The organism is Ursidibacter maritimus (genome assembly GCF_009761395.1).
Taxonomy (GTDB): Bacteria; Pseudomonadota; Gammaproteobacteria; order Enterobacterales; family Pasteurellaceae; genus Ursidibacter; species Ursidibacter maritimus.
In genome coordinates, this window is sequence record NZ_LEKN01000034.1 from 208,252 (window position 1) to 223,328 (window position 15,077).

The following is a 15,077-nucleotide window of genomic DNA, read 5'->3' on the forward strand; positions in this document are numbered from 1 at the left end:
ACTATAAATTGATAAAATCATTCATTAATGATATAATGATATTCTTTTACTGTATGGAGAAAGGATATTTTGTTATTTTTTAAATTTATTCAAGAGCGAACTACATTTAATCTTTTTGTTATATCAACAACATTACTCTTTGTTACATTACTGATCTTAACTACACTATTTTTCCCCTCTCAAATCAACACGATGCTTGAAAGCATAAAAATATCGGTATTCGATAACTTTAGTTGGTTTTATATTTTGTCATTTTCTGTTTTCTTATGTTTCCTGATTGCCCTATCTGTTAGCCATTTTGGTAATATAAAATTAGGTGCAAACGAAGATGAACCTGAGTTTTCATTCTTTTCTTGGTTAGCAATGCTATTTGCTGCGGGAATGGGCGTAGGGCTTATGTTTTTTGGCGTCGCGGAACCCTTAACACACTATTTTTCATCCATTACTAGCGGTAGCTTAGAACAAAGACAACAACAAGCGCTTATGCATACTGTCTTCCATTGGGGCATACACGCTTGGGCTGTTTATGGCGTAATTGCACTAGCGTTAGCTTATTTTGGATTCCGCTATAAGTTACCACTCTCACTACGTTCTTGCTTTTATCCCTTATTTAAAGAGCGTATCAATGGAAAAGTTGGAGATATCATTGATATTGTTGCCTTAATCTCAACACTCTTTGGTTTAATTACAACGCTTGGATTTGGGGCATCTCAACTTGGTGCGGGTATTACTCAATTAGGCTGGGTTACTGAAAATAATTTCTCAGTACAACTTGTTATTATTGCTGTTGTAATGGGATTAGCTGTTTTCTCTGCAATAACTGGTGTCGGAAAAGGCGTAAAAAGACTAAGTGAACTTAACCTAGGTTTAGCTTTTAGTTTAATGCTCTTTGTATTGATAGCTGGACCTACCCTATATTTACTTTCATCATTTAGTGATAATTTAGGTACTTATCTAAGTAATGTACTGCAGTTAGGTTTTAAAGCCTATACTTATGATACAGAGAACAATAGTTTTTTCACTGGTTGGACAATTTTATATTGGGCTTGGTGGTGTTCTTGGGCTCCTTTTGTTGGTTTATTTATTGCACGAATATCAAAAGGCAGAACCATTCGAGAATTTATTTTTGGCGTATTGATCATACCAACACTATTTAGCATATTGTGGTTTACGGTTTTCGGTAACAGTGCAATTTGGATCGAAAATCACATTGGAAGCGGAAAATTGCAAGCAATCATTTCTTCCCCAGAAAAACTGCTCTTTCAATTTTTAGAATTTTTACCGCTGCCTACGATTACTGGCTTTATTGCGCTAATTATTATTGCACTATTTTTCATCACTTCAGCAGACTCGGGAATTTATGTACTCAATAATATTGCATCACGCGATAAGAGTATGCAAACACCACGTTGGCAAACCATTTTATGGGGAGTAGTTATCTCTTCAATTGCGATTGTTTTAATGTATTCGGGTGGTTTAAGTAGTTTACAAACAATGACTCTGATCGTAGCGCTTCCCTTTGCTATGCTGATTTGTTTGATGTGTGTGAGCTTATTGAAAGGTATCATTGCAGATAAAAAATATTTTGATACTAAAGTTACTCCAACAAGTATCTTTTGGCGTGGTGATAAATGGAGAGAAAGACTTAATCAAATGCTTGTTCAAACACAAGAGAAAGATATTCTTAAATTTCTCAAACAAACTGCGTTACCAGCTATGCGAGAACTCCGCCAAGAATTGACTAACGTACATAATTTAAATGTAGAACTAGTCGAAAATTTACAAGATGATGAACCAAGCATTGAGTTCATCATAAAAAAAGAGTCAATGCGTAATTTTATGTATGGTATTAAATCTGTGAGCTATGAAACGTCTGAACAACTGATTAATGACCAGAAACTACCTCACATTCAATATAGTAAAACGTATCAACCTCTTGCTTATTTCTTTGATGGTAGGGACGGATATGATGTGCAATATATGACTCGTGATGAGCTAATTGCTGATATTCTCAAACAGTATGAACGCTATCTATCTTTATTAGAAGATATTGGTCAAGAGCTAATGGCTCACGAACAGACTGAAATTGCAGAATAATTTATAATCTCTGTCTAAATTATTTAAATCAAAGTGTAAAGAATATAACTGTTATTCTTTACACTTTTATAATGTATCAAACAATATCTTCCTTTTACTAAAATAACCTTTTGATTTCATTCTAAATATTTATCTTCCCAATTTGTGATCTAATTCAAAGTTTACTATTGTTTTGTAAACTTGTTTTTGATACAGTCCAAGCCATAGTTTTATCGACTTTTTCTACATTTTGCCTACAGCTAAGGAGAGCAAATGAAAAAAATGATTAACTTATCTGATAAAGATGCTCTTTTTATTGAGCAAATCTCTTTAGGTCTATGCAAAGATCCTTTCGCTTTTTTAGGTATTCACGCGGTTACTAAAGGTGTCATTATTCGAGCCTATTTACCCGAAGCCTTAACTGTAACCGTTATTGACGAGCAAGCCAATCCTATCGTTCAAATGCAAAAAATAGATGAACGTGATTTTTTTGCTGTGGAATTAAGCGGTAAAAAAACAGACTTATCCTACCGCTTACTCGTTGAATATGCTCATATTACTCTTGATATTGAAGATCCTTACCGTTTCCAATCCCATTTTTCTGATTTTGATAGTTGGTTATTGTCTGAAGGGTCACACACCCGTCCTTATGAAAAACTCGGCGCACATTTAGTCACACAAAATGAAGTGGGGGGTATCCATTTTAGTGTTTGGGCACCAAATGCCAAACGGGTATCGGTAGTAGGCGATTTCAATTTTTGGGATGGTCGTCGCCATCCGATGCGTTATCACAGCAATAGCGGTATTTGGGATATTTTTATCCCGAACGCTAAAAAAGGCACACTGTATAAATTTGAGATTTTAGATCGGGATGGCAAAATTCGTTTGAAATCGGATCCTTACGCTTTCTTTTCGCAATTCCGTCCTGATACTGCATCCGTTGCAACAGGCTTACCCGCTAAAGTTGAGCCCAATGAACAACGCCGTAAAGCAAATGAACCTGACCAACCTATTTCCATTTACGAGGTTCATTTAGGTTCATGGCGACGTAATTTAGAAAATAATTTTTGGCTAAATTACCAAGAAATTGCCGATGAACTTATTCCTTATGTTAAAGAGATGGGATTTACCCATATTGAATTATTACCAATATCAGAATTTCCATTTGATGGCTCTTGGGGATACCAACCTACAGGGCTTTACGCGCCAACAAGCCGATTTGGTTCACCTGAAGGCTTACATCATCTTATCAGTAAAGCTCACGAAGCAGGGATAAATGTTATTTTAGATTGGGTTGTTGGACACTTTCCTACCGATGAACACGGGCTAGCCTATTTTGATGGTACACACCTCTATGAACATTCTGATCCGAAAGAAGGCTATCACCAAGATTGGAATACCTTAATCTTTAATTATGGTCGTCACGAAGTACAAAATTATTTATCAGGAAATGCACTCTATTGGGTTGAACGTTTTGGCATTGATGCACTAAGGGTCGATGCTGTTGCTTCAATGATTTATCGGGATTATTCACGAAAAGACGGCGAATGGATTCCGAATAAATACGGCGGACGTGAAAACCTAGAAGCCATCGATTTTCTGCGTAAAACAAATGCTATGTTACAAGCTGAAAATCTTGGTAGTGCAACCATTGCCGAAGAATCTACATCATTTGCTGGTGTTACTCATTGCGTCAAAGAGAATGGTTTAGGCTTTGATTATAAATGGAATATGGGTTGGATGAACGATACATTACGTTATATGAGTACCGATCCTATCTATCGTAAATACCATCACAATTTGATGACATTCGGAATGATGTACCAATATAGCGAGAAGTTTATGCTCCCGCTTTCACACGATGAAGTGGTTCATGGTAAATATTCAATGTTGGGTAAAATGCCAGGGGATTGTTGGCAGCAATTTGCGAATTTGCGTGCTTATTACGGCTATATGTGGGGCTACCCCGGTAAAAAATTACTGTTTATGGGCAACGAATTTGCACAAGGTCGTGAATGGAATTTCCAAGAAAGCCTAGATTGGTTCTTACTTGGAGAAGAAGGCGGTGGTTGGCACAAAGGTATGCTAAGTTGGGTACGAGACCTCAATCATCTTTACACAAAAACGCCTGCTCTTTATGAATTAGATTATTCCCCTGATGGCTTTGAGTGGTTAGTTGTTGATGATGCTGAACGCTCTGTGTTTGCTTTTGAACGAAAAGCAAAAAATGGCAATAGTGTTATTGTGGTCAGCAATTTTACCCCTGTTGTTCGTGAAAATTATCGCATGGGTGTCAATCAGCTCGCGGAATATAAAGAAATCTTAAACTCTGACTCTGTTTATTATATGGGAAGTAATGTTGGCAACTTTGGTTCGATCGCTTGTGAAGAGTTACCTTCGCATAATAAACCTTATTCGATCAACTTAACCCTACCGCCACTTTCTACACTATTTATTGTTTGTGAGCCTTGTATTAAGTCGAATAAGGCAAAACAAAACACACAAAAAACAGTAGTACGAAAAACAAAGAAAACCAAAGGTAAATAGTGATATGCAGTATCTTACAGGGAGAACCTTTCCATTAGGCAGCCAAATAACCGAATTCCAAGGTAAGCAAGGGGTTAATTTTGCAATTTTTTCACGCAAAGCCACCGCTATTGAACTTTGCTTGTTTAAAGAGCAAGGTGAAATGCGCTTACCAATGGTAAAAAGTGATGATATTTGGCATCTCTTTGTAGTAGATGAAACAGCTGGCTGTGAATATGGCTTTCGAGTCTATGGCGAAACAGATGAAACAGTAGGTAATTTATTTAACCCAAACAAACTATTACTCGATCCTTATGCAAAAAAAATTATTGGTACCCCTGATTTAAGTAGTGAAGAAAAAGGAAAATGGTTTCTATGGAATGATGAACGAGATAACGCACATCTTGCGCCAAAATCCATTGTAGTTGATGCTAATTTTGATTGGCAAAATAGCCGTCCACCAATGACACCTTGGGCTGAAACCATTATTTACGAAACACAGGTAAAAGGTTTCAGTAAACTTAACCCTGATATTCCTACCGAAATATCGGGAACATTTGCTGGAATGGCACACCCAAGCTCCATTTCACACTTAAAACGCTTGGGTATTACAGCTGTGGAATTATTGCCGATAACCTACCACATTGATGAACCCCATTTACAAAAGATCGGTTTATCAAACTATTGGGGATATAACGTTATTGGTCATTTTGCTGTTGATCCTGTGTTAGCTTTTGATAAACAAAACCCATTAAATGAATTTAAAACGCTCGTCAAAACCTTGCACCAAGCGAATATTGAAGTCATTTTAGACGTTGTGTTCAATCACACTGCTGAAGCAGGTAAAGATGGTCCAATGCTATCACTACGCGGTATTGATAATAGTGCCTACTACTGGCTAAATGAAGATGGTGATTACCACAACTGGAGCGGATGTGGTAATGCATTAAATGCCAATAGTGAAATGAGCGTTTTACGTTGGGTGATTGACTGTTTAAGCTATTGGGTAACTGAATGCCAAGTTGATGGCTTTCGTTTCGATTTAGGTGCGATGTTAGGTAGAACGCCAGATTTTTCAGATAGAGCAGCTTTTTTCTCTGCCATAGCGAGTAATTCAACGTTGGCGAATATCAAAATGATTGCAGAACCTTGGGATATTGGCTCCAATGGCTATCAATTAGGTAGATTCCCAAAACCTTTTGCCGAATGGAATGATCGTTATCGCGATGAAATGCGTCAATTTTTCTTAACCACAAGCGGTCAGTTAAGTTCATTTGCTCGCAAATTTGCGGGAAGTGATGATATTTTTGGACATAACCGCTTACCGAATAGCAGTATCAATTTTATTACTGCTCACGATGGCTTTAACTTACAAGATTTAGTCAGCTACAACCAAAAACACAACCACGCAAATGGCGAAAATAACCGAGATGGCCATAATCATAACCTAAGTAATAATTATGGGGTTGAAGGTGAAACAAATGATCTTAACATCTTAGCTAAACGAGATGCTGCCCGTAGAGCTTTATTAACTACACTTCTACTCTCTGCAGGTACTCCGATGATACTGGCTGGTGATGAGTTGGGTCATAGCCAACAAGGTAACAATAATAGTTATTGCCAAGATAACCCAATCACTTGGATTGATTGGCAAAAGGCAGACCAATCCTTAATTGACTATGTCGCAGAAGTCATTCAACTACGTAAACAAATTCCACTACTTTCACACAATCAGTGGTGGACAACTGACACAGTTCAATGGCTGAATAAAAATAGCAACCCTATTTCACCTAATGAATGGCACGATGAAACTATTCGATCTTTAATGATCTTGCTTGAAAATGAATGGCTAATTTTGATTAACGCTACACAAAAAACGCAACAATTTTTACTCCCTGAAGGACAATGGCAAGCCCTTTTAGGTCTAGAAAAGGCAACTCTGATGACTGATACGCAAGCGGTTACTCTCAATGATTTAGGAGTATGCGTACTTCAAAGGATTATTTAAAATTCACTTAATTGGAGATAAAAAAATGCTAAAACAGGAAGCATCAACAGACAGACGTAATTTAGCCTCACAAACCCTTGTATTAATTCTTGCTGGGGGGCGTGGTTCTCGCCTTTACGAACTCACCGATATGCGTGCAAAACCAGCGGTCTATTTTGGGGGAAGCCGCCGAATTATTGACTTTGCACTATCTAACTGTATTAACTCAAATCTGTTAAAAATTGGGGTTATTACCCAATATGCTGCCCATTCACTGCTCCGCCATTTACAACGTGGTTGGTCATTCTTGCCTTATGAGCGTAACCAATACATTGATATGCTCCCAGCACGTCAGCAAATTGATGATAAGACTTGGTATCGTGGTACAGCTGATGCGGTTTATCAAAATATGGAAATGATGAAATCACACTACCGACCAAAATATGTTGTGATCTTAGCAGGCGATCATATCTATAAAATGAACTATAACAAAATGCTAGAAGATCACGTTGATTCTGGTGCGAGATGTACGGTGGGATGTATTGAAGTACCAAGAGAACAAGCGACAGAATTTGGCGTAATGGCGGTGAATGAAAAATTAAAAGTGAAAGCCTTTGTAGAAAAACCAAGTGATCCACCAGCAATGCCAGACAAACCTAATTCATCATTAGCATCAATGGGAATTTATGTTTTTGACGCTGATTACCTGTATGAAATGCTCGAACAGGAAGTAAGCAATCCAGATACGTCTCACGACTTCGGTAAAGACATCATTCCAAAAGCGGTAGAGCAAGGTGTAATCTATGCTCACCCATTTGAACGCTCGTGTGAAGGTCGCAATACCACAGGTACAATTTACTGGCGTGATGTAGGAACTATTGATAGCTACTGGTCGGCACATATGGATTTAGTCAGTGAAAAACCACAACTCGATCTTTATGATGAGTCTTGGCCAATTCACGGTCGCCCACAGCAAACAGCCCCTGCTCGTTTCTTCTACAAAAAAGCGAGAGCACATACTTTAGATAACTCATTGATTGCTGGCGGTTGTGTGATTACCGATGCTGAAATCAGTAACTCAGTCTTATTTGGACGTGTACACGTTAATGAAGATAGTGTTATTGAACAATCGGTTATCTTACCGCAGGTAAAAATCGGTCGAAATTGTGTGATTAAACGTGCTGTTGTCGATCGCCATTGTGAAATTCCTGATGGTTTACAGATTGGTGTAGATCCTGAACAAGATGCAAAATATTTCCGTATCAGTAAAAATGGTATTGTGCTAGTTTGCCAAAAAATGTTGGATAAATTAGCTAAAGAAAAAGCATCTCAAACAGCGTAAATATCATATACTTAGATATAATCTATAAGAACGGACGCCTCGCTTGGCGTCCGAATCAAAACACTTTGTCAATAATCTGAAGCGGTAAGATCCGCTGATTTTTTTGCAGATTTAATTTGGTAATTAGGAAATGAAAATTTTACATATTGGCTCAGAAATGTATCCGCTTATTAAGACAGGTGGTTTAGCTGATGTTCTTGGGGCATTACCTTATGCACAACAAGCAATGGGCAATGATGTGCGTGTTATTTTACCGCTCTATCCCCAAGTTGCAGAAAAAATAGGTGAAACCCAAGAAGTTGCAACAATCGGAACTTTTTCTGGTGTTGTTACACTACGTTTTACCTATTTCAATGGTTTAGGCGTTTATGTTATTGATGCGCCACACTTATTCAATCGTCGCTTACCTTACTATGATGATAACTATCAAGACTACGGCGATAACTACAAACGTTTTGCACTATTAAGTTACTTAGGTGCGCAACTCGCTGAAGGGCTAGATCACTGGTGGGGTCGTGCAGATATTTTACATGCACACGATTGGCAAGCAGGTTTAGCCTGTGCTTATTTAAAAAGCTGGCATAGCCCTGTGAAAAGTATCTTCACTATCCATAATATTGCTTACCCTGGACGTTTCCAAGGCTATCATCTCGCAGAATTAGGTTTACCTTGGGAATTTTTCTCTCCCTACGGCTTAGAATTTTATGGTGAAATGTCTTACTTAAAAGCAGGTTTATTCTATGCAGATAGAGTTACGACAGTTAGCCCAACTTATGCTCAAGAAATTACCGAACACATTGCAGGTGGCGGTATGCACGGACTATTACAAACACGTCAAGCCGAAGGACGTTTATCTGGCATTTTAAATGGTGTGGATGATACGGTTTGGAACCCTGAAACAGACAACCTTATCATTTCAAATTATCGAGCCACTTATATGCAAGGTAAAGCCAAAAACAAAGCTGAATTACAACGCTATTTTGGCTTACCTGAAGAAAAAGAATCTCTGCTCTTTGTGATGGTTACACGCTTAACGGAGCAAAAGGGAGCGGATTTCTTACTTGCGAAAATCGATGAAATAATGCAACACCCTGTACAACTTGTTGTACTTGGTAGCGGTTCACCTGATTTAGAAAATGCGTTACGCTACGCACAATCTCGTTATCCGCAACAAATTGGCTTAAAAATTGGCTATGATGAAGCCCTTTCCCACCAAATTATTGCAGGCGGAGATGTGATTTTAGTCCCAAGTCGATTTGAGCCTTGCGGGCTAACCCAACTCTATGGCTTAAAATATGGTACATTACCACTTGTGCGTAAAACAGGTGGATTGGCTGATACAGTCAATGATAGTCATAAAGAAAGCATTGAAAATCGCACCGCCACAGGTTTTGTCTTTAAACACCCTGATGCAGATGACTTTATGGAAGCTGTATTGCGAGCGATTAACTTATGGAAAAAACAGAAATTGTGGTCTAGCGTACGTCAAAATGCTCTTGCACAAGATTTTGGTTGGGCAAAAGTAGCCGAGCAATATCAAGCACTTTATCGAGAAGTGGCTTAATAGTGTAAAATTGAAAGGCGAATATACTCGCCTTTCTTGCTCTCACATCACGATAATGCATCTTTCACCTATTTTTTGCAAAATTTCTTAAAAAACCTGGCCTTTATATTAAAAATAAAGCTCTAAACCATAAAAGCATTCCGAAAAAATCGTTATGTTGCTAATTCTATATTTTTATATATCAATAACTTACAATTCATTTCGGAACACTTTTTACATCAATTTTAAGGAGTGATAGGGTAATTACTGTATAATTTTAATACTAACTCAATACCCCCCCCAAAAAAAAATCGATCGGTTGGATATGTGAATGGCTTTAATCCTTGACTTCACGTACGCCAATGAGCGAGCGTGCTATTTTTATCCAAGATAATTCTTGTCATATCAAAAGTCCGTAGATGAAAAAACGTCATGACGACTAGTATCACTCATCTCATTATGTGCGGCATAAATGCCGTTATCATCTTGTCTTACAAGTGTGATGTGGACTTTATCTCTTGCTGTGCTGTCGTAATAACCGTATTCATAATCTAACACAGAGTATTCACGTTCGCCATCATGCAAGGAAATAGTGCCACCAGTACAACGATGCAACTCACCAGCTCCATCCAATTCAACAGTTTTTCTAAGGCCATCAAAGTAAACAAACAGCTTGCCTGCTTTGCTGTATGAGATGTTTCCGCCAACGCCATTTTTGATTGTTACTTGTCCGTCATCTCGTGGCAATGTGTTGTACCAAGCTGTAATATCACTGATGACTTTTGCGTTATCTGTGTCGCTGTGATTGCGTGAGCGGTACAGTGTCGCATTATTAGCCTGTGGTGGTGTGGCTAGTTGGGTTTGGTTGACTAAATTGCGTAAGGGCATTTTGAGCTTCTGATGCACTCGCACCTGAAATAGCAACTGCTTTTGAAATCGTTTCAGTAACTCGAGCAACTTGTTGCTGGTTTATACCAAGCTCTTTTGCATTCTGCGAAAAAGAAGAATAAATGGCGGATACCGCTTGTGTTGATTGAGCGGTTTTTAATGAAATATCATACACATCCGCCATTGCTTTGGCGTGTTGCACTTCATTTTCTGTCACTAATTTTAATTTATTTGATAATTCTGTACTTTTATCTGCAACTTCCACAAAACTTGTTGCAAGGCTTTTGATACGTTCAAAATTATCAATTTTAAAATTTAATCTTGATGTCTTATTAATATTGTTAGCCGCATTTTCAATATTATTTAAATATTGTGTTGTTCGCTCAGAGAATTCACGGACTTTCTTTTGTGCCGATGAAAAATTAGCTTCAAATTGCCTTACAAATTTTTTTGTTTCTTGATCAGACTTGCTTAATCCATTTTGAAATTGGCTAGATTCCAAAGTCAGAATGATATTTAATCCACCTAAAGACGACATATTTCCCCAACAAAAAAGCCCGCATATTGCGGGCTTTCGTATAAAGTTTAATAACTATTGATGATGTTGTTTATAAGCAATGTAAAAAAACCAAAAGCTAATAAAAATCATAATTGAAGCAATAGTTAATACTAATGTTTTAGAAGATAAGATATAAACTAGAGCCGATAATCCACCTATGATTATTGCCAAAGCAAGAAACATTTTAATAATACTTCCAATACCCCAAGCAAATAATTTGAATTCTTCTTTCATATCTATACCTCCATACTTAGATATTTTATATAGATAATTAATATAGATTTCAAGTATTTTCTCTATCTTTTAGCCAAATAATCCGCCACGCCGTCATCATCTGTACTTTCTGTTTGTCCGCTGAAGAACGGCATATAGTCAGAAAATTTAGGTACTTCGCTTTTGGGGTCTCGGTTTATCATTGCCAAAATGTGAGAGATTTGAGCTGTGCGGTAATCTTCACGCCATAATCCAAAAGGCTGCTCTTGGTAGAACCGTTGGTATTCTTGATAATGTCTTTCTGGCATTTCTTCGATTTCAGCAAGGGTTTTGCCAAGTGCGAGCGAAAGGGTTAACCGCTATTCGATTTCGCAATCATTTACTTCAAACGATATATTCTCATGGTGCTGAAAGTAGAAGAGTGGTAATGAGAAAAACAATACGTGCTTTTAAAGCCTACATTGAAGGTAAGGAATTAAATAAATTCTTAGGCCAATCTGATTTTGTTTATCAGATCCCCGAATAACGCCCTTAAAACCAAGGGCGTTAAATCTTACTTCTGCTGAGCCTGTTTAAAAAGCTCAACCGCTTGAATAATCACTTGATTTTGTGGGATGCCTAATTGCTGGCTTAATTGCTCTATTTCAGCGATAAAGGAAATCGGAAGTTTAAATCCTTTAACTTTAACGCCACGCTTTTCATCGCTTAATGCTTTTAATTGGTTAGTTGACAATTTCATTTCAATTCTCCATAATCTGAAGAACTGGCGGACTGGTACTCCCCCAGTAAGCTATCGGATTAGTAAACTGTCAGAGACCAGAGCAATAAAACGATAACTAGGATAATGTATTTGAACATTGGATTATCCTCTTCGTTGTAAGGTTCAAGCCTTACGCTCACTTTCAAGCTATTCCTTGAAAGTGAGATTATCACAATTCGGTTAACCGAACAAGTCAACAATTATTTAAGAAAGCCTATAATAAATCTCAGGCTTTTTTTGTTTCCACAAGCCACTCCATAGTGGCTTTTTTATTACCTAATCAAACCTATGTCAAAATCTAAAAAACCACGCAAACAATATACGCAAAGCCCCTATCGTTTCAGCAATCACTAAAAAAGTGGGTGAATAAGCCCACTTCCCTCCCCTTGCGTGACATTAGTTTTTCACATCCTTCCCATAGAGTTTCGGAACATTTTTATAAAAACAAAATCTATTCTATTGAAAATAAAGAGTTTTTACGGTTTAGATTTTTTTTGCAAAATTTCTTAAAAAACTCACCGCTTGTAAATTTACAAATTACGCTAAGATCTGTATAATCCGCCCGCAATTTTTCCAGTTTAATTTTAAAATCTCTTAGTTAAGGAACTATTGCAATGTTACGAATCAAACAAGAAGCACTGACATTTGATGATGTTTTACTTGTCCCTGCACACTCTACGGTATTACCAAACACCGCAAATCTTTCCACTCAGCTCACCAAAGAAATTCGCCTAAATATTCCGATGCTTTCTGCAGCAATGGATACGGTAACTGAAACTAAATTAGCTATCTCTCTGGCTCAAGAAGGTGGTATTGGTTTTATTCATAAGAATATGACGATTGAACGCCAAGCAGATCGCGTACGCAAAGTGAAAAAATTTGAAAGTGGTATTGTTTCTGAACCTGTTACCGTTTCGCCTGATATTACCCTTGCAGAATTAGCTGACATTGTGAAGAAAAATGGCTTTGCAGGCTATCCAGTGGTAGATGCTGATGATAATTTAGTGGGTATTATTACAGGACGTGATACGCGTTTTGTTTCTGACCTAAATAAAACCGTTGCTGATTTTATGACACCGAAAGAGCGTTTGGTCACTGTTAAAGAAAATGCAACTCGTGAAGAAATTTTTCATTTAATGCACGAGCATCGTATCGAGAAAGTGCTTGTTATTGACGATAATTTCAAACTAAAAGGAATGATCACCTTAAAAGATTACCAAAAAGCAGAGAGCAAACCAAATGCGTGTAAAGATGAATTTGGTCGCTTGCGTGTTGGTGCGGCTGTTGGTGCTGGACCAGGTAATGAAGAACGTATTGATGCCCTTGTAAAAGCAGGTGTTGATGTCTTGTTAATCGACTCCTCTCACGGTCATTCAGAAGGTGTGCTACAACGTGTGCGTGAAACCCGTGCGAAATATCCAAACCTACCTATCGTAGCAGGAAATGTTGCAACAGCTGAAGGTGCTATTGCACTGGCTGACGCAGGTGCTAGTGCGGTAAAAGTAGGTATCGGACCAGGTTCAATCTGTACAACTCGTATTGTTACAGGGGTTGGTGTTCCACAAATTACTGCGATTGCAGATGCGGCAGCTGCATTAAAAGATCGTGGTATTCCTGTGATTGCTGATGGTGGTATTCGCTACTCTGGCGATATTGCGAAAGCGATTGCGGCAGGCGCAAGCTGTGTAATGGTAGGTTCAATGTTTGCAGGTACAGAAGAAGCGCCAGGTGAAATTGAACTTTATCAAGGGCGTGCATTTAAATCTTATCGTGGAATGGGTTCACTTGGTGCAATGTCAAAAGGCTCATCAGACCGCTATTTCCAATCTGATAACGCAGCGGATAAATTAGTCCCTGAAGGTATTGAAGGCCGTATTCCATACAAAGGTTTCTTAAAAGAGATCATTCATCAACAAATGGGTGGTTTACGCTCTTGTATGGGTTTAACAGGCTGTCCAACAATTGATGATTTACGCACAAAAGCACAATTTGTCCGTATCAGCGGTGCAGGGATTAAAGAAAGCCACGTTCACGATGTGACCATCACTAAAGAAGCACCAAACTACCGAATGAGCTAATCATTCCAACCAAACTTCCCCTATGTTTTAGGGGAAGTTTTTTATCTCTAAAATACAGCCAATTTATAAAGAGATTCATTCTACAAAAAAACCTATAAATCTTACCGCTTACATTGGACATAAAATGCGACAAATCAAACGAGTTACGGATAAATTCAATAGTTACTTGAGAAATCTCATTAACGCTCGTAACCAAAAACGCTTACTCAATCACGAGTTCAGCGTAATTTCCAGTAATTGCACAGGTGGCTTTATGCTGCACGACTTAAATCTGCGTTTTAATTCGCCTTTTGTGAATTTGTATTTAAAACCAACGGACTTTATTCGCTATCTCAAAAATATTGAGCATTATCAACAGCAATCTTTAACCTTTATTGAAACAGAAAAATCTTATCCTGTTGGTCAATTAGACGATCTGACCATTCATTTTATGCACTATGCCACTGCGGAAGAAGCAAAAAATAAGTGGCAACAACGCACACAACGAATGAATTTGGCACAATTATTCATTATAATGACTGACCGTGACGGCTGTACTTATCAAGACTTGGTCGAATTTGATAAGTTACCTTTTAAACACAAAATTGTTTTTACTCACAAGCCTTACCCAGAGTTACAAAGTGCCTTTTATATCAAAGGCTTTGAACAACAAACACAGGTGGGAGATTTATTTGAATACACAGGTTTAAACGGAAAACGTTATTACGACCAGTTCGATTATGTTGAATGGTTTAATAAGCGGTCGGATTTTTAGAAAATTTTGCAAATGCCATTTTAAGGAAAAACATGAGCATTAAACTGTTTGAGCAAAAAGAAATGCGGTCTGTTTGGGACGAAGATCAGGAAAAGTGGTATTTTTCCATTGCTGATGTAGTTGAAGTTCTAACTGAGGGTATTGATCCTCCAGCGTACTGGCGGAAGTTAAAACAACGCTTAAAAGTAGAAGAAAATGAAACTTTGACAAATTGTCACAGTTTGAAAATGCGTTCTTATGACGAAAAAATGAGATGAGAGTGACCTATGTTGCCGATGTCCAATAATTGTTACGCTTTATCTAGTCAATTCTATCACAGAGAGCAGAAGCATTTAAACAATAGTTGACTCA

13 protein-coding genes are annotated in these 15,077 nt (G+C 37.8%); 8 read left to right on the forward strand and 5 right to left on the reverse strand.

Features of this window, described 5'->3' with window-relative positions; translation table 11 throughout:
- Positions 1-69: 69 nt before the first annotated feature.
- The 5 genes from A1D26_RS06905 (at position 70) to glgA (ending at position 9,495) form a co-directional block, all read left to right on the forward strand.
- Positions 70-2,097 (forward strand): BCCT family transporter, encoded by a 2,028-nt coding sequence (locus tag A1D26_RS06905; protein WP_157403315.1) that lies wholly within the window; start codon positions 70-72, stop codon positions 2,095-2,097.
- A gap of 252 nt (positions 2,098-2,349) precedes the next feature.
- On the forward strand, positions 2,350-4,623 hold the full coding sequence (gene glgB, locus A1D26_RS06910; RefSeq protein WP_394370201.1) for a 1,4-alpha-glucan branching protein GlgB: 2,274 nt from the start codon (positions 2,350-2,352) through the stop codon (positions 4,621-4,623).
- A gap of 4 nt (positions 4,624-4,627) precedes the next feature.
- A complete protein-coding gene (glgX, locus tag A1D26_RS06915) occupies positions 4,628-6,610 on the forward strand; it encodes a glycogen debranching protein GlgX (RefSeq protein ID WP_157403316.1) in 1,983 nt (660 codons plus the stop codon).
- Positions 6,611-6,635: 25 nt separating this feature from the next.
- Positions 6,636-7,931: a glucose-1-phosphate adenylyltransferase gene (gene glgC / locus A1D26_RS06920; protein ID WP_157403317.1), complete on the forward strand. Its 1,296-nt coding sequence runs from the start codon at positions 6,636-6,638 to the stop codon at positions 7,929-7,931.
- Between the two features lie 130 nt (positions 7,932-8,061).
- The gene (gene glgA / locus A1D26_RS06925; protein WP_157403318.1) at positions 8,062-9,495 is read left to right on the forward strand and encodes a glycogen synthase GlgA; all 1,434 of its coding nucleotides are present in this window, start codon (positions 8,062-8,064) and stop codon (positions 9,493-9,495) included.
- Between the two features lie 384 nt (positions 9,496-9,879).
- Here the strand turns inward: glgA and A1D26_RS06930 are convergent, their stop codons facing one another.
- From A1D26_RS06930 to A1D26_RS06950, 5 genes are all read right to left on the reverse strand, one after another.
- Positions 9,880-10,362 carry a hypothetical protein gene (locus A1D26_RS06930; RefSeq protein ID WP_157403319.1) on the reverse strand — a complete coding sequence of 161 codons (483 nt, stop codon included), beginning with the start codon at positions 10,360-10,362 and terminating at the stop codon, positions 9,880-9,882.
- Positions 10,307-10,900, reverse strand: a complete 594-nt coding sequence (locus A1D26_RS06935) for a tape measure protein (protein ID WP_223146536.1) — start codon at positions 10,898-10,900, stop codon at positions 10,307-10,309. Before A1D26_RS06935 ends, A1D26_RS06930 begins: the two co-directional genes overlap by 56 nt.
- Before the next feature lie 54 nt (positions 10,901-10,954).
- A complete protein-coding gene (locus tag A1D26_RS06940; RefSeq protein WP_157403320.1) occupies positions 10,955-11,155 on the reverse strand; it encodes a hypothetical protein in 201 nt (66 codons plus the stop codon).
- Between the two features lie 62 nt (positions 11,156-11,217).
- A complete protein-coding gene (locus A1D26_RS06945) occupies positions 11,218-11,442 on the reverse strand; it encodes a phage tail assembly protein T (RefSeq protein WP_157403321.1) in 225 nt (74 codons plus the stop codon).
- Positions 11,443-11,687: 245 nt separating this feature from the next.
- Positions 11,688-11,873 (reverse strand): ribbon-helix-helix protein, CopG family, encoded by a 186-nt coding sequence (locus A1D26_RS06950; RefSeq protein ID WP_157403322.1) that lies wholly within the window; start codon positions 11,871-11,873, stop codon positions 11,688-11,690.
- Positions 11,874-12,508: 635 nt separating this feature from the next.
- Between A1D26_RS06950 and guaB the strand changes: the two genes are divergently transcribed.
- The 3 genes from guaB (at position 12,509) to A1D26_RS06965 (ending at position 14,983) form a co-directional block, all read left to right on the forward strand.
- Positions 12,509-13,972, forward strand: a complete 1,464-nt coding sequence (guaB, locus tag A1D26_RS06955) for an IMP dehydrogenase (RefSeq protein ID WP_157403323.1) — start codon at positions 12,509-12,511, stop codon at positions 13,970-13,972.
- Between the two features lie 124 nt (positions 13,973-14,096).
- The gene (locus A1D26_RS06960) at positions 14,097-14,726 is read left to right on the forward strand and encodes a DUF1919 domain-containing protein (RefSeq protein ID WP_157403324.1); all 630 of its coding nucleotides are present in this window, start codon (positions 14,097-14,099) and stop codon (positions 14,724-14,726) included.
- Between the two features lie 32 nt (positions 14,727-14,758).
- Entirely contained in the window at positions 14,759-14,983 is a 225-nt protein-coding gene (locus A1D26_RS06965; protein WP_198303131.1) for a BRO-N domain-containing protein, read from the forward strand.
- Positions 14,984-15,077 lie beyond the last annotated feature (94 nt).